We start from the raw sequence: 20,071 nt of genomic DNA, 5'->3' as shown, positions 1-20,071 counted from the left end.
GGCATGCTCACTCGTTACGGTATTGTATCGTCCACCTATCTCCGTCAAGCTGTTCCAATCATTTCAATCTCTTAGCTGGCTTATTGAGAGATGGTCAATGAAGATGCTATCTTGAATAGAAACAGGAAGACCTCATCGTCTTTTTTGTTCCCCCTATAAGGGCGCATAACTCAGCGGTAGAGTGCCACCTTCACACGGTGGAAGTCGTAGGTTCGAATCCTGCTGTGCCCACCATAGAATTATCAATCACTTACAGCGAAAATCGGGGCAGCTCCGGTTTGAAATGGTGACACTCCTGTCTCATTGAGAGACTACCTGCTAGGGACGTGCGATTGAACAATACATCCACCGCCTTACTCAGCACCTGTCGTTTGGCCGATGTCGGGGCACACTATCGGGCGGGTCTTTTACTTGAGTGAGCTTTACGACGCCTGGGAATGTGACCGCGTCAACAGGTAGTAAACCACTGGGGTTACGATGAGACTCAGTATCATTGAAATCGCCAATCCTCCGATAACCGCGATAGCGAGAGGTTGTAGCATCTGAGAGCCTGAGCCTAGCGCAAAGGCCAAGGGCAACATTCCGCAGATTGCGGCGGTCGCTGTCATAAGGATCGGGCGCAAACGGCGTTGTGCTGCATGCATCATGGCGTCGCGTGCAGAAACTCCTTCCCGACGATATCGTTCATCCGCATCAAGCAGCAGGATGCCATTCTTCGCCACAATACCGATGACCATAATCAGCCCCATGAACGAGGCGACGTTGAAGGTTGTTCCTGTCAACATCAACGCAAAGACAACGCCGGCAATCGACAGGACTGACGAGGTCAGAATCGCAGCTGGAGCGTAGAAGTTTCGAAATTCGACAAGTAGAACTCCAAATACTAGAGCAAGGGAAAGCAGTAATACACGAAGAAGTTCATGGAAAGACTGTTGTTGTTCCTGATATGTGCCACCGTACTCGATGCGAACAGTCGGCGGCAGGTGCATCGCCTGAATCGTTTGCTGAACCTTAGAGATCGCTGTTCCTAGATCTGACCCTTCAAGGCGGGCAGTCACCGTAATCAGTTGCTCCAGATTCTCTCGCTTAATCTCATTCTGAGGAGGAAGCTGTGTGATCTGTGCCAGGGAGCCAATATTGGCTAGCTTTCCGCTGGCGCTATTGAATACGGTGTTCTGGATCGTATCAAGAGACTGGCGGGTTTCGTCTCCGAGCCGCACTCGAACGGTGTACGGCCGTCCGTTTGCAATCAACGGATCTGTGGTTGTTACTCCGTCGAGTATTGAGGTTGCATCCTCCGCAACTTCAACGGGAGTGAAACCCAACCGGGCAGTGACACTTGGATCGATCTGAAAGTTGGTTGCTGGTCCACTAATCGTGTTGTCGATTCCGTTCTGTATATCGACAACGCCACCTATCTTGCTGATGGCATCTCCAATCCTTGGGCCTAGTTCAGAAAGAAGAACCGGGTCATTGGCGAATACCTTGATCTGAATCGGTTCTGGAGCATTCGACAAATCGCCGATCATGTCCTGCAGGACCTGAGTAAACTCAACGTCGAGCGCAGGTTCAGTTTTTTTGATCTCAGCACGTGCGTCCGCCATGACCTCATCGATCCCGCGGTCGCGCTTTGTCTTCAGTTTCACGGTGATATCGCCAGTGTTTGCTTCGGTTACAGCGGCTAATCCCATCTGCAAGCCGGTACGGCGAGAGGTGCTCTCCACCTCAGGCATCTTGTGGAGAATGCGTTCCACATGCTCTAGGACACGATTGGTTTCAGTCAGGGAACTTCCGGCGGGCATGATGTAATCGAGAATAAAACCGCCTTCGTCCATGGCTGGCAGAAGATCTGATCCGAGAGCTTTATAGGAGAACCAGCTCGCAAAGACGAGTACGACACACAAGCCAAGGAGGACGAGCGGATGACTAAGTGACCAACCGAGCCCTTTTTCATGCCATTGAAGGATCGTTCGCATCAGACGCCCGTGCTCTTCATGAGATCTATTTCCATCGGCCGAACGTTCGCGGAGTAGTACCAGACTCAAGGCCGGTGTCCACGTCACGGCCAGCAGAAGAGAGGTCAACAAAGCAACGGTCATCGTGATAGCCAACGCGCGGAAGAAGCTACCCGTGACACCCGTTACGGACACTAACGGAAGAAAAACGACAACGGGGGTGATCGTAGATCCCACAAGAGGCACGGCGATCTCTTTCAAGGCTAGCCGAGCCGCTTGTGCTCGAGTCTCGCCATGGTCGCGATGAAGGACTATGTTCTCGACAACCACAATTGCGTCGTCGATCACCAGTCCGATCGCAGCTGCAAGGCCACCGAGCGTCATCAGGTTAAAGCTTTCTCCGATCATCCAAAGAAACAGAATGGTAATTGCGACGGTAACGGGAATGACAAGTCCCGCCACTAAGGACGAGGTCCAGTCTCCCAAAAACAGGAAGAGGATGATGCAGGCTAGTCCAAGACCGATGAGGATGGCGTCTCGGACACTGCGGATACTCTCTCGGACGAGCTCGGACTGATCGTAATATGGCTCGAGCTTGACGCCGGGAGGAAGCGTCTTCATAAGCTGTTGCACTTTCGCAGCAACCGCATCTGCAACTGAAACGGTATTGCTCACAGGTTGACGCGTGACATTAAGCAGTACTGCCGGCTTGTCATTCGCAGTAACGGCGGTATAAACCGGAAGTACTCCAGGGTGAACAGTCGCGACATCTGAGACTCTAACCGGAGCGCCGCCTGCGGTGGTCTTCACGACGAGCCTCCCCAATTGATCTCCATCATGGGCCTGCGCTCCGACGAGGCCGAGAATCAGTTGATGATTCGACTCGTAGAGACCAGGTGAATCAATAATGTTTGACGCTTGAACAGCATTTGCCAAGTCGAGGATCGTCACACCTGCGATCTGCATGCGCGCCATGTTCGGCACGATATGGAATTCCGGGACCTTGCCTCCCTGCACCGTGATTGTGCTTACACCAGCCACGCGGTTCAAAGGAGGTTTCAACTGGTACGTTGCGAGTTCCCATAGCTGAGTCTGTGACAAGCGATCTGAAGTAAGGCTGTACCCGAGGATCGGAAAGGTAGCGAACGTAAGTCGATTGGTCGTGATAACTGCTGTTGTAGGGATGGTTTGCCGCACCTTGCTGAGCGCCGCATCGACCAGTTGGAGCGTGTGGAACATATCGACTTTCCAGTCAAAAAAGAGGCTCACCTCCGCTGAGCCACGACTCGTCGTTGAGCGTACCGTCAACAGACCAGGGACGGAGTTGATGGCATCTTCAATCGGTTTCGTGATGGTGACCTGCATCTGCTCAACAGGCATGACACCGTTGTCCACGCCAATCACGACACGGGGGAAGTTGGTATCCGGAAACACCGAAATCGGCACCTGTTGGGCTGCATAGATACCGGCGAGAGAAAGGACAATCAGAAAGAAGAAGATCGGACCACGGAATCGTACTAACCAGAAGGGGCGGTCTTGAGAAGTATCTTGAGGCTGTAGCATTATTTGTCTTCTCCACCGGCATCTGGTTTGCCGATCGTTACTTTTGTTCCATCATCCAGTCCATAGGCACCCGTAGTGATAACCATTTCGGATCCCGTCAATCCCTGAGTGATTTGAACGTCTTCCCCATCGTTGATCCCTAGCTGGACTCCCTTCTTGTGAGCAACACCATCACTGCCTACGACCATGACGGACTTCGATCCATCTTGTCCTGTAAGAACCGCGGTGAGGGGGATCTTGATCGCATTTGGAATTGTTCGTCCCGTGATGGAAGTACGCACTGGAGTTCCCGCTTTATACTTGCCAGCCTTGTTATCAAGCCGCAGCCAGACTTCGACAGTCGTGCTGCCTGGATCGAGAGCAGGACTGATAAGAGATACTTTTGCGGGAACCGGATCAGAAACGCCTGGCACCAAAATAGACGCTTCGTCTCCAAGGCTGAGACGTTGGGCCACCGTCTGTGCCAGATGAACCTTTGCAAGTAAGGCAGATGTATCCATTACCGTGATAAGGGGGCTGCCGGTGTTCGCTGTCTCACCAGCAAACAATGGACGATCGGTGACAACACCCGAAATCGGGCTGCGAATTTCGGAGTAAGAAACCTGAGCCTCTGCCGCCAGATATTTCCCCTTCGCCGAGGAAAGTTGTCCCGCCGCCTGCTTCAAGGTCGCTTCGCGGCTGACGTTTTGAAGCGAACTAAAGTGGTTTTGGGCGACGTCAAAAGTGGCGCGCGCCTGCACCAAAGCTGCGACCGCCGTATCGTAATCTCGCCCCGCAATCGCACCCTCGTCGAGCAGCCTCTTTCTCGCAGCTACTATCCCCTCCTGAAGCTGCAATTGAGCTTTGGCCTGGGCCATATCCAGTTCGGCCTTTCGATAGTCCTCAGGGACCTGCGCCTTCGTCTGCATGCTATATGCGGCTTCGGCTGCATCGAACTGGCCCTTATTATCGACAACCTGTGCCGCAAGATCACGATTCTCGAGAACGGCCAGCAGATCGCCTTCCTTGACTTTTGATCCCCGCTGAACAAAAAATTTTCGTACCGGTGCCGTGAGCTTCGGAGCGATCGCCGCCTGCGCAAGCGGAGAGAGACTTGCGTCGGCCATAATATGTTCCGATATCTCCGCTTTCTCCGGTTTTTCGGCCTGTACCGTGACCAAAGCTGCTGTATTGCTATTGTCCGGCTGCTTACAGCCAGCAAGAAACAGGCTGACTACTAGCAGATACGTTGTATATTTTGTGCTTTTACGTGCTAAGCGGATCACCGTATTCATAATCTGGCTCACAAAGTTCCTGTCAAAAGTTGGAGTGCTGCAAGAGCGGATTCATAGCGAACGATACCGCCCGCACGAGCGGTCTCTGTGGTCAGGTACGAATTTTGGGCGTCGACAACCTCGAGCGCCGTGGATTCACCCGCGGTATAGCGCAATTTCGTTAGCCGAAGGCTTTCGGCGGCAGTCTGGACACTTTGATCGAGAAGCGCCAGCTGGTTCTGCGCGGCTGCGGCTTCGGAGTAAGCCTCATCAATGTTGGCAATCAACCGCCGCTGTGCAGCTGTCAGGGTGACTTTCGCGACATCCCGCTGAATTTCACTCTGCTTTACACGTTTCTGAGTAGAAAACCAGTCCCAAACCGGAATGTCGACTGTTCCCATAATCGAATAACCAAGATTTTTGGCATAATCGGGACCAGCACCGCGTTTCGCGAACTGTGGCGCATCGATTCCATATAAAAAGTTGAGAGCAAGATCAGGAAGGTAGGCAGCCCTGGCAGAAGTAACCGCGGCGTTGCTCGCCTTAAGACCTGCAAGCGCACTCCGAATCTCCGGATTATTAGCGGATGCGAGACGATTCACCTCATCCTGTGTTGGAAGTACCGCAGCAGTACCAGGCGGATCAGTGGAGAATAGCGTCCGGGGGTCCGGAAATAGCAACACCGCCAGTTCCAGTCGGGCCTTTTCAGCAAAGACATTGGCATCACTCAAATCACGCTGACGCTGCAGCTGCTGGAGTTGAGCTTTGATCACATCGGCGTGCGCAATTTCACGAGCAGCTTCACGCTTTTGAGTGAGGTCGGTGAAGGTTGAGGCTTCCTGCACGGCTTCCGTGAGGATTTGGCGTTTCGTTTCAGCGTCAGCGACTTGATAGTACAAACTTACGACGGTCGCAACGAGGCCACGGCGAGCGACCTCTAACTCAGCATTGGCAAGAGCAGCGTTAGCAGAAGCAACCTTTGCATCCGATATCTGCTTAAGACCGATCGTCTCACCGATCGACGCCTGGCTTGTATATTCATGAACCGCATTATTTGCGATAAAAACGGGACCAGACTGAAGCCCTGCGGGGGCCCCTGTGCTGTGCTGGCCATTTGATTGCGTAAACAAGACCTGATTGTGATATGTCACGGATGGCAAAAGGGCCGCTTTGGCGAGATAACTATTAATCGCAGCAGTTTTCTGGCTGGCTACGCTGGCCGCAAACACCGGTTCATTTACTTTTGCTCTCTGAATCGCGTCGGTGAGCGATATGTGAGTTGGAATAACGTCCGCCTGCTGCCCCTGCGAGACCAAAGGAATGCCAACCGTATCTACTGCTGCGATAAATAAGATCCCAATACGAAGGACATTTCCGACATTAAGACACATCATGCTCTTACGCTAAAAAGAGAACATTAAATCCCGCTTAACGCTTGCGACATAAGGGTCTGACCGATGTTTTGCACCAGAAGTTTTGTTAGTGTCGCGCGGTGATTTCTGAGTTCAGACGGCTGCTCGGCATGCTTCCAACGCTGGCGATTTGTAGCCCAGCAAAGAGTGTGGCCTGACGGTGTTGTAGTGGACGCGCCAGCGTTCAGCGAGCACTCTCAGTTCCTGGATGGAATAACGATCTCGCCGTTGAGGAACTCATCTCTGAGCTTCGAGTTGAAGCTTTCGCAGTAGACGTTCTCCCACGGCGAGCTCGGTTCGATGTACATCGTCTTCGCTCCAGTCACTTCCAGCCATTTGCGTAGATCTCGGGCCACGAACCCGGGCCATGTCCGAACGGAGATGGCCCGGCACGCCCTTGATCACCATCACATCAGCCAGCGCTGCGATAACCTTCGCGCTCGACCTGTTGGAGTCCGCACCTCTTGCTGCTAAAGAAGTTGACGAGTTGGAAAAATACAAGTTAAAACGAGAACGCCCGGACCCCTGAAAAGGGGTCAACGGGCGGCGTAGCAGCCCTCCCCAGAACTGCTCACACGCACAAAGGTACTGCAACTCCATCAAAAACGTAAAGGAATCTTAGGTAACCAAATCAATTGTTACTTAAAGGTTACCAATCTCGGCCCCGGTTGCAATCGAGGTCTGGACGACCTCAACCGGCCCCTCAACTGCGCTCTGAATGGATTTTTTGGCGACTTCAACCTGGCCTCCGGTAATCAGGAGCACCGAAGGCCCTGCTCCGCTCAGGGCAACTCCGAGGATCCCTTCGTTACCCGAAAGCGGAAGAAGCTTCTTCAACAAGGGACACGCCTCCATCCGATAAGGCTGATGAATGCGATCCCGCATCGCCGTGGAGAGCAAGTCTCCGCGATGCAGGGCAAATGCCGAGACGAGCAGCGCCGTAGCCTGAATGTTCGCCACCGCATCTTCCCGGGAGTACTGCGCCGGAAGCATCGCCCGAGCCTTGCTGGTCGAAAGGCTCGCTGACGGGAGTGCTAACAAAAGGTTCCAGTTGAGGTTTTCTCCATATGTTGCTGTTTTTACAGCACCATACGACATGGATGAAACCGTCATCCCACCACAAAAACAGGCCGCCACGTTATCCGGATGCCCTTCCCTTCGGCAAGCCTCTTCCAGGATTTGTTGACTGCTCCATCCAAGCTGCCCGAAGTGATTCGCCAGAAACACACCCGCCAGTAGCGCAGCGGCACTCGATCCACATCCCATTCCCAAAGGAATCTCGTTCTTCATCCGGAGATGCAGGCGCGGAGCGAGTTTCCCTGAATTCGCCAGCACATCCACATAGGTCGTGAAGATGAGGTTATTCTCGATCACCGAACAGGCCTCGGCATCGCGTCCTGTCGCCTCGATCAGGAATGCCCCTGTCTGGGAGACCTCCGCCTCGATCGTGAGGTAAAGCGACATGGCCAACCCCAGTGCGTCGAACCCCGGCCCCAGGTTGGCCGAAGTCGCAGGCAGACGTAACCGGATCGGCACCAGCGAAGTCAGATCGGCAGGGACAGTACTCATGCGTGGACCAGTTTCATCTGCGATTCCAGCGCCCGAAAGACCGTGTCCGTGTCTGCATCGAGCACAATCGGAGGCTTCCGCAGAGCCGCATGCAGCGACTTATCCGCAGAAGAGATTTGCGCCTCTTCCTCCTCTGTAAACAGCTCTCCGCGATGATAGTCGATGGTGTAGTTCGAATCCTTCAGCGTATGCCCGGTCAGGATAAGCACAACGCGCTCTTCCTTGCCGATCTTGCCCTGTGCAACCAGCTTCTTGAGGCCAGCCAGCGTAACTGCCGAAGCAGGCTCGCAGCCGATGCCCTCGGAGCCAATCTCGGCCTTGGCCAATGCGATCTCCTGCTCCGTAACCTGTTCGCACCACCCTCCGGTGGTCCGCAACGCGCGCAAAGCCTTACGCCAGGATGCCGGATTCCCGATGCGAATAGCCGTAGCACGAGTGTTTGCCTTCACAGGGATCAACTCTTCGCCACCGTTTTCCGTAATGGTGCGGTATAGCGGATTCGCTCCTTCAGCCTGAATGATGCTGATCTTCGGCATTCGTGGAATAAGCCCTAAATGATGAATCTCAGCGAATCCCTTCGCCAGCGCAGAACCGTTGGCCAGATTGCCGCCAGGAACGATGACGTGCTCTGGGACCTGCCACTCAAGCTGCTCGAGCATCTCGAAGGCTGGAGTCTTCTGCCCCTCAAGGCGATATGGATTGACCGAGTTAAGCAGCATGATCGGAAAACGGCTAACAAGGTCCGTCAACACGTTGACACAACCGTCGAAGTCCGTCTTCAGCTGAACCGTAAGCGCACCATAGTCCATCGACTGTGAGAGCTTGCCCCAGGCGATCTTGCCCTCAGGAATAAAGACGATGGAGCGCATCCCCGCTCGGGCTGCATACGCCGCCATCGCAGCAGAGGTATTTCCGGTCGAGGCGCACGCCACCCACTCAAAGCCGCGCTCACGAGCAACCGATAATGCAGCGGTCATGCCCGTGTCCTTGAAGGAACCCGTTGGATTCATACCCTGGTGCTTGGCAAGCACCCAGTTGAGGCCAAGGGCCTTTGAAGCACGCGGAAGATCATAAAGAGGCGTATTCCCCTCCCGAAGCGTCACCACATGATCGAGGTCTTCGACGATAGGGAAAAGATCGCGGAAACGCCAAACACCGGATTGGTCTACTGGCAGGGTCGAGGTTCGACGCTCCTGCCAGAGCCAGCGGAGAGCACTGGCATTCGGAAGCTTGGAATCCGAGGCCGGAGTATCACCGTTCGGCAGAGTCGACCAGGGATAAATAACGTCATAAAGACCATTGCATTCGGGACAGCGGAATATGCTATTGACGGCGCTGCCATCGATCCTGGCGCCGCACTCTATACATCGGAGCTGATGTGTCGCAACTTTCATGGGTTAAGTTAGGGTATCGTACTCGACGGGATGAACCCAAAACTCGTCGAAAACTGGTGAGGCTAGCAGCAATCCTCTGCTCATTGATTGCGATATCGGGAGTCGCGCAACAGCAGACAAAAGAACTGCATGTCGCTGCGGCAGCAGATCTGCAGCCAGTTCTGCCCGCACTTGCCCACCGCTACGAGAAAGCGACCGGCATAAAACTGGTCATCAGTTACGGCTCCTCCGGAAATCTAACAACGCAGATCATTAACGGCGCGCCGATGGATCTGTTCCTGGGAGCAGACTTCGTCTTTCCCGAAAAAGTCGTGGCCGCAGGTCTGGCCGATGGAACCGCTCCGACGCAATATGCTCGCGGAACGCTGGTGCTATGGGCACGCAAAGATTCGCCCCTGCAACCCATCACTCTTGATTCGCTCACCGACAAACGCGTAACTGCTGTGGCAATCGCCAACGACCTGCGCGCTCCCTATGGGCAAGCTGCTGTTGCCGCCATGAAGCACCTGAAGGTCTACGACATCGTCAAGCCGCATCTGGTCGTCGCCGAAAACATCGCGCAGGCAGCTCAGTTTGTGGAATCGGGCAATGCACAGCTTGGATTGATCTCGCTAACGGCTGCAAGCACTCCCCGGTTTAAATCCGAGGGAACCTTCGTCCGGGTCCCCACCTCTTCTTATCCCCCCATCATGCAGTGTGCGGTTGTGATGGCGAAGTCGAATCGAAGATCCGAGGCCCACGCGTTTCTGAACTGGCTTCTGAAGCCCGAGGTACAAGCCTCGCTGGTTCCGATGGGTCTGGAGCCTGTGAAGTAGCCGCGACCATCCTGACCATCTCAACGTCAAAAACAGATAAAGACGGTGAATCGAGGAACCCGAGCCGACAGAAGTGTCATCCGGAGCAAGTCGAAGGATCTGCGGTCTGGTGAATACTGATCCTCGTCTATAGGTCGAGACACTGAATCCATTTAGGCTTTCTTCATGGACCTTGAAGCTCTTTGGCTGACGCTCCGGCTGGCTGCCAGCACAACGGCGATCCTTCTGCTGATTGCGCTGCCTCTGGCTTGGTGGATCGCATCAGGGCACGGAATGGCCCGAGCGCTGGTGCAGGCAGTTGTGGCACTACCCCTGGTGCTACCTCCGACCGTACTCGGCTTCTATCTGCTGATCGCGATGGGGCCGCTGACGGCTCCCGGGCGTCTGCTGATTCGCATCGTAGGCCATCCTCTGGCCTTCAGCTTCGAAGGTCTGCTGATCGGGTCCGTGCTGTACAGCCTGCCCTTTGCAGTACAGCCACTGGTGGCTGGCTTTGAGGCCGTAGAGCGCGGATACATCGAAACCGCCGCAGGACTGGGAGCCTCTCCCACACGCCTCTTCTTCTCTATCGTCCTCCCTATGGCGCGCGCTTCCCTTCTGACCAGCACGGTGCTTACCTTTACCCATACCGTGGGAGAGTTCGGCGTCGTGTTGATGCTGGGAGGCAACATCCCCGGTGCGACACGCACACTTTCAATCTCGCTTTACGACCTGGTGCAGGATGGCAACTACGTCGCCGCCAATCGGACGGCACTGGCCCTTATAGCGTTCGCAATGGCAGCGCTGGTCGTGATTTACCTGCTGCCCAGCGTGCGCAGAAGCGATGGAAGGCAGGCCGACGTTGTCAGATAAGTTGCCCGATAGCCTGTTAAGCGTTCAAATGCGGCATCGCGTCGGCGGCGTCGCGCTCGATGTGGAGTTCACACTAACGACCCCATGGACCGTGCTCTTCGGCCCCTCAGGCAGCGGAAAGACAACAATTCTGCGGGCAATTGCCGGATTCGTGCGCTCCGAAGAGGGACACATCGTTCATAAACCAACTGCGAGTGTGCTGCTGGATACAGAAGCAAGGGTCTTCGTTCCGGCGCATCTGCGGCCCATACGCAGTGCGGCGCAGAACGCATGGCTCTTCCCTCACATGTCAGTCCACGAAAATCTGCTGTATGGGCTTCCCCCTGGAGCAAAATCCGCCGCTCAAAATCTCACGAGCGAGGTGATCTCCCTCTTCCATCTAAGCGAGCTGACAAACCGCAAACCAGCCGACCTGAGCGGAGGCGAGCGACAGAGAGCCTCCGTAGGACGAGCCGTACTATCGGCAGTGACCTTCGTAGGTCCCAACCGACCTCTGTTGCTGCTGGACGAACCGTTCAATGGACTGGATGCCACGCTCCGCGACGAGCTGCTGACCGGCCTGCGGCAGTGGCTATCTCGATGGCAAGTCCCGGTCCTTTCAGTAACCCATGATGTCGGCGAGGCATTTCTGCTTGTAGCCGAGGTCATCAAAATCGCAGATGGCAAAGTGATTGAACAGGGCCCTGCAACCTCCGTACTGGCAGCAGAACGACAGCGACTACTTGATCAACTCCGCGCAGAACAATGACCTTGCCCGTATGCCCCACGCAGCCTCTACCCGTCCCCCACACGTCATTCTGAGCGAAGCGAAAAATCCCTGTGGTTTTTTGCAAGAAACCTTCACCTATGTCATTTCGACCGGAGCGGCTTTAGCCGCGGAGTGGAGAAATCCCCGCATTTATCCGTCATTTGGACTAAAACAAATCCGTTCCATCCACGCCGATCCACGGTCGCTCGAAAATTGGTGGTATCGGTGCCGATCGATGTTAAGTCTCTACCCCAGCTGCACCGGCTCCTGCTCAAGCTGCACTCCAAACAGCACCTTCACCTTGTCTTGAATCGCATCGCGTAGAGCAAAGATCTCCGCCGCAGTCGCGTTGCCTCGATTGATCAAAGCAAGAGTATGACGAGACGAGATTCCCGCACTCCCAAGAGCGAAACCTCGAGCGAACCCGGCCTTCTCAATCAACCATGCTGCAGACAGCTTTATCTGCCCCTCTGTAGTAGGCCAATGAGGAATCCCGTTCGTGTCGATGCTCAGTGTGCCCGCGATCTTTTCCAGCACCGAGTGCGGAACCACAGGGTTCTTAAAGAATGATCCGGCACTCCGGCCATCGGAACCTCCCTGCCCTGCCAGCATCCCTTTCTGTTCTCGAATCGATCGCACCGCATCGTACACCTGTCGCAGCGACGGCTGCGCTCCTGCATCGAGCTTGTCCTTGAAGTGACGCTGAAGATCAGCATACCGTAACGCCGGTTCTCCCTCGGGCTGGAGTTGATACACAACCTTCGTGATGATGTACCGGCCGCATGCCTCGGTATTGAAGAGACTCCGGCGGTAGCCAAAATGGCACTCAGCAGAATCGAACTCGACGAATCCACCGGATTCGAGATCATAAGCGCGTACACCCGCGATAGTCTCTGCGATCTCCTGCCCATACGCTCCTACATTTTGTACTGGCGTTCCCCCAGCATTGCCCGGAATCCCCGCGAGACACTCGACCCCGGCATAGCCACGCTCAACCGCATAGAGCACTACAGCGTTCCAGTTCTCCCCTGCTCCCACCTCCAGCAGCACGACGTTGCTCTCCCGATGCTCTTTGATTCCATGAATCGCAATATGAAGCACAACCCCGTCGAAGCCCGCATCGCTAACCAGCAGATTGCTTCCGCCTCCGAGAACAAACAGGGGCAGGTTTTGCTCACGGGCGAAGGCAACCGCCTCCTCCACCTGCGCTTCGTTTACAACCTCTAGGAAATACCGAACCGCTCCTCCAACCTGCAATGTGGTGTAAGGCGCCAGGAGGACCTGTTCTTGAATTTTGAGTGAGGAGAGGGGCACCGCTTGAGAGTACAACATTCTCTCAGTCGCATTGACAGAGATGATCATTAACGAACGGTGCTATTACAAGACTAAACTGTCATCCTGAGCGAAGCTGCGCAGCAGCGAAGTCGAAGGACCTGCGGTTATTGGGAACCGCCTGAATCTTCGTCCGGTATTGACACCGCTGATATTCTTAAAGTAGGGAGAAGTTCGATTTTCCTAACGGAGTGAGCTTCGAACGCACTAAGTGGGCCATCTTCAATCTGGCAGCAGACGTGCACGGCAGGTACGAGCCTATCTACCCTACTTTGAATACTTTGCATACTTTTACTGGGGGTAGGGGTAGCAGAGGTTCACATCATACCCGTAGAATCAAACGACAGGCGCCGTTCGGGTGTCTGTTCGGAGGGGGAAGTTATATGTATCCAGAGATTATGGTCATTCCGATGCGCGAGGAGCTGACCCGCGCCGGCCTTAAAGAAACCCGCACATCTGACGAGGTCGATGCGGCGCTGGCGCAACCCGGAACCACGATGGTCGTTGTGAACTCGATCTGTGGCTGTGCAGCAGGCAAGATGCGCCCCGGTGTCCGTCTGGCCATGCAGCACGCGACCAAACCGGATCAAGCCGTCACAGTATTCGCCGGTCAGGACCGCGAGGCCACAGAGCGCGCTCGTAGCTACTTTCAGGGACATCCGCCCACCTCGCCCGCAATTGCGATTCTGCGCGACGGTCAGCTCGTCTACCTGATGCAGCGCTCGGCCATCGAAACCTCCACGGCCCCGGCAATCGCCCAGGAACTGACCCGCGCCTTCGATACTTACTGCGCCAAAACGACAACCGCCTAAGTTCCTATTCATCTTCTGACCCGAGATGGAGTTCCCCTCCTTCTCGGGCCTTATTTTTTCAGAGCAATTTTTCTCAAGCCTAAGTCCATTGCGCCGATAGAGAGAACAGCATGTCTCTCTCGGCTTTAACCCGCGTTTCAGATAACCCACACGACAATGCTCCAACGCTAATCGGAGATAGCGCATCAACACAGCGCGTCCGCCTGCAGATTGAGCGTATCGGGCCACACTTCCGGACCGTGCTGGTCCGCGGCGAAACCGGAACAGGCAAAGAGCGCGTCGCGCGCGCTCTGCACGCCAGAAGCAGTCGCGCCGATGAACAGTTTCTGCTCTGCCATGCCTCTGTGCTGGCTGAAGATCCCTCCCTGCTTCGCTCCATGCTGGAGAAAGCCATACAAGGAACACTCTTCATCGCTGGCATCGAAGAGATACCGATTGAGGCGCAGAAGGGTTTCCTGAGGATTCTCGACCAGCGAACCGGAACCAAGCTGATTGTCTCGAGCACTCAGGACCTGCGAGGGATGGCGGCCGCCGGGCTCTTTCGTCATGACCTCTACCATCGCCTGGCGATCGAAATTCCCCTGGAGCCTCTCCGACGAAGGATGGAGGATCTTCCCTCCCTGGCAAAACATTTTCTGGAGAAATTCTCAATCCAGTATGAGAGACAGATCGAAGAGATTGCTCCTGAGGCCTGGGAGAGACTGCTGACGCACTCTTGGCCAGGCAATGTACGAGAGCTGGAAAATGTTATCCACAATGGCGTTCTGCAATGCAGTGGAACAACGCTCAATCCTGAGGACCTATCTCTATCTCCGAGCGCGAGCACAGCCGTCCAATCATCGGATTTGCGGAAAGCCGGAAGCACCCTCAAATTGCAGGATGTGATCGACCAGCACGTACTGCGCGTACTGAGCGACTGCTCTGGAAACAAGGTTCGAGCAGCAGAAATTCTCGGCATCAGCCGGTCAACTCTCTACCGGATGCTGGAAGGCTCTTCCGAACAGAGGCTTCAGCCCCAGAACTGAACCTTTTAGCGCGATACACTGACCCATGAAACATTGAGGTGTGCATGAAAAAGCTTTCATCGGTCGCGGTTCGTGTAGCAGCTGGTCTTTTGGTCTTTGGATCAGGCAATCTCCTCCCCTCCACGTCATGGGCACAAGCCACCGCCGTTGCTACCGCGCAGGATCAGCCACAGACCGTCGAAGAGCGGAGTAAAGCTCTCGCCTCACTGCTGGACGAGATATGGCAGGACCGGCTGAAGCACTCCCCCGAGTTTGCGTCCTTCCTCGGCGACAAACGGTACAACGACCAATGGAGCGACTACTCCGTGCAGGAGGTCAATGCCTCCCTTGCCCGTGGTCGCGTCTTCATCGATCGCCTGGGCGCAATCGATACAACCGGCCTGAAGTCGCAGGAGATTCTCTCCCGCGATCTGATGATTCGTGACCTGACAGATGCTCAAGAGGCTGCCCGTTTCAAGGAATGGGAGATGCCGGTCAATCAGTTTAGCGGCTTCCATACCGATATCGTGCAACTGGTCAACAATCTCACCTTCGAGACCGTAAAAGACTATGACGACTACATCACCCGACTGAAGAAGATTCCTACCGTCTTCTCGCAGAATATGACCGACATGCAACTAGGAATGGATGAAGGCCGCGTCCCGCCTGCCTACCTGCTTGAGAAGGTCGTCGCTCAAACCGAGGCAATCGCAAACCAGAAGCCGGAAGAGAGCCCGTTCGCAGCGCCGCTCAAGAAGTTCCCCGCATCGATCAGCACACCTGATCGTCAGCGAATCACGCAGGAAATGGCGCAGGCCATCGTCACCACGGTGCTTCCTACCTATGCGCGTTTCGCTCGCTTTCTAAAGGCGCAATACGTTCCTGCTGGACGTAAGGAGCCCGGCGTATGGTCGCTGCCCGATGGAGACGCTTATTACGCTTTCCGTGTTCGCCAGAGCACGACCATGGATAAGTCTCCCGAGGAGATCCATGAGATCGGTCTCGAGCAGGTGAAACGAGACGAGGCCGAGATGCTCGTCATCGTCAAGAAGCTTGGTTTCCAGGACATCAAGAGCTTCAGCGCGGCGATGAAAACCAATCCCAAGCTGCATCCGACATCGAAGGAAGCTTTAATCGATTCTTATAAGAACTACATCGCGCAGATGCAGCCGAAGCTGCCGCAATTGTTCGGAACTCTGCCCAAGGCGAAGCTTGAGGTTGTTCCCGTACCGGCTTATATCGAGAAAGATCAGGCGGCGGCATATTACGATCCCGGCAGCCCGGATGGTAAACGGCCCGGACGTGTCTACATCAACACTTACAACTTTGCTGACCGCTCTCTCGCATCAGTAGAAGCAGTGGCCTACCACGAGGGCGTTCCCGGGCATCATCTCCAGATCTCGATCGCACAGGAACTAACTGGCCTTCCGGAGTTCCGCAAACAGGAATACTTCACCGCCTACACCGAAGGATGGGGCCTGTACAGTGAACGACTAGGCAAAGAGATTGGCTTCTACCAGGATCCCTATAGCGACTACGGTCGCCTTGAAGCCGATATCTGGCGCGCCATCCGGCTGGTAGTCGATACCGGTGTTCATTACAAGCACTGGACCCGTCAGCAGATGGTCGACTACTTCCATGATCACTCAGCCATCGACGAACCGAACATCCAGGCTGAGGTCGACCGCTACATCGCGTGGCCAGGCCAAGCACTGGGATACAAGATGGGGCAATTGAAGATTCTTGAGCTACGCCAGAAGGCGCAGACTGCTCTTGGACCAAAGTTCGATCTCAAAGCCTTCCACGATGTTGTACTGGATTCGGGTGCGTTACCCATGGATCTTCTGGAGAAGCAGGTGGACGCCTGGATCGCCGCTCAGAAGAAGTAATACAGCCATGTCTGATAGCCTTTTGAAATGAGCGACGAAACGTACGAAGTTGTAGCGCCGACTCCGGCGATGCCTCAATTGCGCGTGGCTATTCTCGGCACAGGCAAGATGGGAGGCATCCTTCTGCAGGCCTTTTTGAAGAACAACCTTCTTGGGCCGGACCAGATCTTTGCCACTGTTCACCATCCAGATCGCGCTCAGGCGCTTTCGGCCCAGTATGGCATCGATGTGACAACAGATAACCTTGAAGCGGCCAAACAGGCAGATGTGATTCTGCTTGGAGTCAAACCTGCACAGGTCCCCGCGCTGATTCAACACATTCGCCCCGCGCTATCGCCAGAGAAGACGATTCTCTCGATCGCCGCCTCGGTAAAGACCCATAGCATTGAAGAGGCCGCAGGACATGATCTTGCTGTAGTTCGCGCTATGCCAAATACGCCTTCTATGCTGGCAGCCGGCGTTACAGCTCTATGCCCGGGCAGATTCGTCTCCGAAGAGCAGATGCTCATCGCCCAGAAGGTTTTCCAGACCGTTGGACGCACCGTTGTCGTCGATGAAAAGCACATGGACGCGGTAACCGGCCTTTCCGGTTCGGGACCAGCCTACATATACATCATTATCGAGGCCCTGGCAGAGGCCGGAGTCAACGTTGGCCTGCCTCGCGATGTCGCCACGTTGCTGGCAGCGCAAACGACCCTGGGCTCGGCCCGCATGGTGCTCGAGACTGGCTATCACCCTGCATTGCTGAAGGATGCGGTCACAACACCCGCTGGCTGTACCGTGGACGGAATCCTCGAGCTGGAAGAGGGCGGGTTACGTGTAACTCTCATCAAGGCTGTCAAACGGGCTACCCAGCGGGCGAGAGAACTGGCCAACGGCTAGGACTTAACGCTCGTACAATATCTGTATGGCTACCACAACTGCGGCATCGGTCAGGCAGGCTCCCCACGCTTTGGTGCGTTATGCATGGTTTGTGGTGGCGTACAACATTCTCGTGATCCTGTGGGGTGCACTGGTGCGTGCCACAGGATCAGGGGCAGGCTGCGGGAATCACTGGCCACTGTGTAATGGGCAGGTCATTCCACTCTCACCGCGCGCCGATACCATCATCGAGTTCACACACCGGTGCATGACCGGCGGAGCAATCTTCTTTGTACCAGCACTACTCATCTGGACCTTTCGCTCAACGATCAAAGGCCAGGCTGCACGCCTAATGGCCGTAGCCTCGACAATCCTACTGGTCAATGAAGCGATTCTCGGCGCACTACTAGTCAAACTGGGTTATGTGACCGGCAACCAGTCTGTTGGCCGCGTTGTAATGTTGTCCATTCACTTGAGCAATACTCTTCTGCTGCTCGGAGCCTTGACCCTGACAGCCGTCATGTTGAAGACCGGCCAGCTGACACGCCATCTGCGGCTGCGTGGAGCCAGAGCTACATGGATCGTGATTGGATTGGTCGCCACCATCGTCGTAGGCGTTAGCGGGTCGCTGGCAGCTCTTGGTGACACTCTCTTCCCTGTCTCCAGTCTGCGCGCAGCAATCGAGCAAGATCTCTCTTCAAGCTCTCCTCTGCTGCTTCGATTGCGCGGCGTGCATCCACTGAGCGCTTTCATCGCTGCAGCCTTTGTGATCTGGATCATCACGCAAGCGAAACGGGTAGGCGCAAATCGTCTCGCAACTCTTGTTCTCATCTTGCTTGGAATACAGTTCGCGCTGGGGGTGCTGGATATCGTCTTGCTGGCGCCAACGTGGATGCAGATCGTGCACCTTCTGGGAGCCGATCTCTACTGGACTGCACTCGTGACGCTCTCCGCCCAGTTATTATGGAAACCCACATCTCATCCCGCCCAGTATTAAACTGAAAATGGCCCATCGAAGAACAGGCCATTTTCGCGTAACTGTGGTTGCGACAACTACTTTCCTGTAACCGTGTCAGCAGCCTTCTTCGTACCATCAGTGGTCTTGTGATAAGCCTTCTTCGTCCCTTCGGCTGTCTTGTCGTAGGCTTTCTCTGTCCCCTCAGCAGTCTTATGATAGGCCTTCTTCGTGCCCTTGGTGATACCGTGCGCTGCATCTTTGGTGGCAGACTTCGTTTCCGCTCCTGCCTTCTTCATATCCTGTGAAGCATCCTGAGCAACTGCAGTCAGGGTGAGTGTGGTTGCCAACGCCAGTGCAAAGATCCCGGACTTCTTAATGTTCATTCGTCTCTCCTGCCGTGCCGATCGCAGACGGCCAACTAAGAATATAGAAGGATTCCAGTGGGAACAACAGGAAGCATAATTCGCATCATGCCTCCTGTTTCCGCAACTGCTGATTTTTAAGAAGCAACTCTGCCACTAATCGTTGTAACCGCGTATTTTCCATCTCAAGCTCTGCGATTCTCTCTTCGGTAGAGTGTCCAGACAGCTCAAAGGTTGTCTTAGGAATCTCTTTCCAGCTCATCGACAAATCTCCTGAAGTCATGGCTGCTCCCGCAATAAAAAATCAGGGTTCGATTGGCCTGCCAAATGGACGGCGGTCACAGCGCATTCCCTGCCGGAACCGTTCGCGTTCCTCTGGACTCATCTGCTCCCAACGCTCCCGAAAGCGTCGCTTCCAGCGTCCCCGGCCTCCAGGGCCTGGGCGAAAGCCGCCAAAGAGAAGTTTAGAAAGCAAAAGCAGTCCCAGCGCCTGCCAGAAGGTGAGAGGGTGCAAACCGAAGAGCCCCGGCATCAACGCATTCCACAACCCCTTCACCAAAAATCCCAGCGCAGTGGCAATAACCAATACCAGCAGGGCTACTTTCATTATCTTTTGCATTCGATATGGATTCATCGCTTTCTCCTGACCACACAACTCTGATCTTTCATTTTTCTCCTGCAACCTCGTCATACAGAGATTGGAGGCGCTGCCGCAGAGACAACACCGCGTAACGTTTTCGCGAAAGAAGGGTGTTCACTCCAACTCCCGTCTCAGCGGCATAGTCTTTGAAACTGACCCCCATCACCTCGTGAGCAATAAAGATTTCGCGTTGCTCCTTCGGCAATTCTTCAATGGCATCTTCGATTGCCTCCAACATGATCATGCGCGCATAAATCGCATCCGGTCCTTCGTCTGGGGAAGGTAGGAGGTCTTCCAGGGTCAAGGATGAGCTATCATCCTCAGCCATAGCAGGTTCACTCAACGACGCAGCTTTTCTCTTCCGAAACAGGTCCACCACGCGATTCCGCGCCACCCGAAAGAGCCAACTGCTGACATGCTCAATCGGTTTCATCATGCGATAGGCCTCGAGCAGTTCATAAAAGACATCTTGCAGGATGTCTTCTGCCTCTCCTGTATCTCTGGCGTATCGGTGCAAGAAATTGCGCAGCCTGGGCCAGTTCCGCTCCATAGCCTCAGAGAAGAGCCGGTTCTGCTCCGTAATTCTCCAACTATCGATGGGTGTCTCAGGCATCTCTTGCAAGGACGTATAAGGGGAGAGGAATATTGTATG

At 54.9% G+C, this 20,071-nt stretch carries 18 protein-coding genes, 1 tRNA gene and 1 pseudogene; 9 read left to right on the top strand and 11 right to left on the bottom strand.

Going from position 1 to position 20,071, the window contains the following annotated elements; all coding sequences use genetic code 11:
• Positions 1 to 159 precede the first annotated feature (159 nt).
• Positions 160 to 234 (top strand) — tRNA-Val (locus H7846_RS08460).
• Positions 235 to 422: 188 nt separating this feature from the next.
• Here the strand turns inward: H7846_RS08460 and H7846_RS08455 are convergent.
• The 6 genes and pseudogenes from H7846_RS08455 to thrC form a co-directional block, all read right to left on the bottom strand.
• The gene (locus H7846_RS08455; RefSeq protein ID WP_186696011.1) at positions 423 to 3,518 is read right to left on the bottom strand and encodes an efflux RND transporter permease subunit; all 3,096 of its coding nucleotides are present in this window, start codon (positions 3,516 to 3,518) and stop codon (positions 423 to 425) included.
• Positions 3,518 to 4,804, bottom strand: coding sequence for an efflux RND transporter periplasmic adaptor subunit (locus H7846_RS08450; protein WP_255460950.1), 1,287 nt, complete (start codon positions 4,802 to 4,804; stop codon positions 3,518 to 3,520). The genes H7846_RS08455 and H7846_RS08450 overlap by 1 nt, the downstream gene beginning before the upstream one ends.
• Complete coding sequence (locus H7846_RS08445; protein ID WP_186696010.1) at positions 4,801 to 6,165, bottom strand: TolC family protein; 1,365 nt, start codon at positions 6,163 to 6,165, stop codon at positions 4,801 to 4,803. Before H7846_RS08445 ends, H7846_RS08450 begins: the two co-directional genes overlap by 4 nt.
• Positions 6,166 to 6,297: 132 nt before the next feature.
• Positions 6,298 to 6,615 (bottom strand): annotated as a pseudogene (locus tag H7846_RS17970) (integrase core domain-containing protein); the annotation flags it as partial.
• 210 nt (positions 6,616 to 6,825) lie between these two features.
• The gene (gene thrB / locus H7846_RS08430) at positions 6,826 to 7,752 is read right to left on the bottom strand and encodes a homoserine kinase (protein WP_186696007.1); all 927 of its coding nucleotides are present in this window, start codon (positions 7,750 to 7,752) and stop codon (positions 6,826 to 6,828) included.
• Positions 7,749 to 9,146 (bottom strand): threonine synthase, encoded by a 1,398-nt coding sequence (gene thrC / locus H7846_RS08425; protein ID WP_186696006.1) that lies wholly within the window; start codon positions 9,144 to 9,146, stop codon positions 7,749 to 7,751. Before thrC ends, thrB begins: the two co-directional genes overlap by 4 nt.
• Before the next feature lie 83 nt (positions 9,147 to 9,229).
• Between thrC and modA the strand changes: the two genes are divergently transcribed.
• From modA to H7846_RS08410, 3 genes are all read left to right on the top strand, one after another.
• Positions 9,230 to 9,961 (top strand): molybdate ABC transporter substrate-binding protein, encoded by a 732-nt coding sequence (modA, locus tag H7846_RS08420; protein WP_255460949.1) that lies wholly within the window; start codon positions 9,230 to 9,232, stop codon positions 9,959 to 9,961.
• Positions 9,962 to 10,126: 165 nt separating this feature from the next.
• Entirely contained in the window at positions 10,127 to 10,813 is a 687-nt protein-coding gene (gene modB / locus H7846_RS08415) for a molybdate ABC transporter permease subunit (protein ID WP_186696005.1), read from the top strand.
• Positions 10,803 to 11,561 carry an ATP-binding cassette domain-containing protein gene (locus H7846_RS08410; RefSeq protein ID WP_255460948.1) on the top strand — a complete coding sequence of 253 codons (759 nt, stop codon included), beginning with the start codon at positions 10,803 to 10,805 and terminating at the stop codon, positions 11,559 to 11,561. The genes modB and H7846_RS08410 overlap by 11 nt, the downstream gene beginning before the upstream one ends.
• Before the next feature lie 246 nt (positions 11,562 to 11,807).
• Here the strand turns inward: H7846_RS08410 and H7846_RS08405 are convergent, their stop codons facing one another.
• Positions 11,808 to 12,893: a UDP-N-acetylmuramate dehydrogenase gene (locus tag H7846_RS08405; RefSeq protein ID WP_186696003.1), complete on the bottom strand. Its 1,086-nt coding sequence runs from the start codon at positions 12,891 to 12,893 to the stop codon at positions 11,808 to 11,810.
• Positions 12,894 to 13,276: 383 nt separating this feature from the next.
• Here H7846_RS08405 and H7846_RS08400 point away from each other — a divergent pair, with 383 nt between their 5' ends.
• The 5 genes from H7846_RS08400 to H7846_RS08380 all read left to right on the top strand — a co-directional run bounded on the left by H7846_RS08400 (position 13,277) and on the right by H7846_RS08380 (position 18,456).
• Positions 13,277 to 13,705 (top strand): BrxA/BrxB family bacilliredoxin, encoded by a 429-nt coding sequence (locus H7846_RS08400; RefSeq protein ID WP_186696002.1) that lies wholly within the window; start codon positions 13,277 to 13,279, stop codon positions 13,703 to 13,705.
• Positions 13,706 to 13,815: 110 nt separating this feature from the next.
• Complete coding sequence (locus tag H7846_RS08395) at positions 13,816 to 14,730, top strand: sigma 54-interacting transcriptional regulator (protein ID WP_186696001.1); 915 nt, start codon at positions 13,816 to 13,818, stop codon at positions 14,728 to 14,730.
• Between the two features lie 44 nt (positions 14,731 to 14,774).
• A complete protein-coding gene (locus H7846_RS08390) occupies positions 14,775 to 16,598 on the top strand; it encodes a DUF885 domain-containing protein (protein ID WP_186696000.1) in 1,824 nt (607 codons plus the stop codon).
• A 27-nt stretch (positions 16,599 to 16,625) separates the two neighbouring features.
• Positions 16,626 to 17,480: a pyrroline-5-carboxylate reductase gene (gene proC / locus H7846_RS08385; protein ID WP_186695999.1), complete on the top strand. Its 855-nt coding sequence runs from the start codon at positions 16,626 to 16,628 to the stop codon at positions 17,478 to 17,480.
• A gap of 25 nt (positions 17,481 to 17,505) precedes the next feature.
• Entirely contained in the window at positions 17,506 to 18,456 is a 951-nt protein-coding gene (locus H7846_RS08380) for a COX15/CtaA family protein (protein WP_186695998.1), read from the top strand.
• Between the two features lie 56 nt (positions 18,457 to 18,512).
• On the opposite strand, the gene H7846_RS08375 is transcribed toward H7846_RS08380, so the two are convergent.
• The 4 genes from H7846_RS08375 to H7846_RS08360 all read right to left on the bottom strand — a co-directional run bounded on the left by H7846_RS08375 (position 18,513) and on the right by H7846_RS08360 (position 20,032).
• Positions 18,513 to 18,800: a hypothetical protein gene (locus H7846_RS08375; RefSeq protein WP_186695997.1), complete on the bottom strand. Its 288-nt coding sequence runs from the start codon at positions 18,798 to 18,800 to the stop codon at positions 18,513 to 18,515.
• An 85-nt stretch (positions 18,801 to 18,885) separates the two neighbouring features.
• Positions 18,886 to 19,041, bottom strand: a complete 156-nt coding sequence (locus tag H7846_RS08370; RefSeq protein WP_186695996.1) for a hypothetical protein — start codon at positions 19,039 to 19,041, stop codon at positions 18,886 to 18,888.
• A gap of 42 nt (positions 19,042 to 19,083) precedes the next feature.
• On the bottom strand, positions 19,084 to 19,413 hold the full coding sequence (locus H7846_RS08365) for a hypothetical protein (RefSeq protein WP_186695995.1): 330 nt from the start codon (positions 19,411 to 19,413) through the stop codon (positions 19,084 to 19,086).
• Positions 19,414 to 19,444: 31 nt separating this feature from the next.
• A complete protein-coding gene (locus H7846_RS08360; protein WP_186695994.1) occupies positions 19,445 to 20,032 on the bottom strand; it encodes an RNA polymerase sigma factor in 588 nt (195 codons plus the stop codon).
• Positions 20,033 to 20,071: the final 39 nt, after the last annotated feature.

The organism is Edaphobacter sp. 4G125 (assembly GCF_014274685.1).
Lineage (GTDB): Bacteria > Acidobacteriota > Terriglobia > Terriglobales > Acidobacteriaceae > Edaphobacter.
This window is presented reverse-complemented; position numbering and strand designations above follow the sequence as displayed.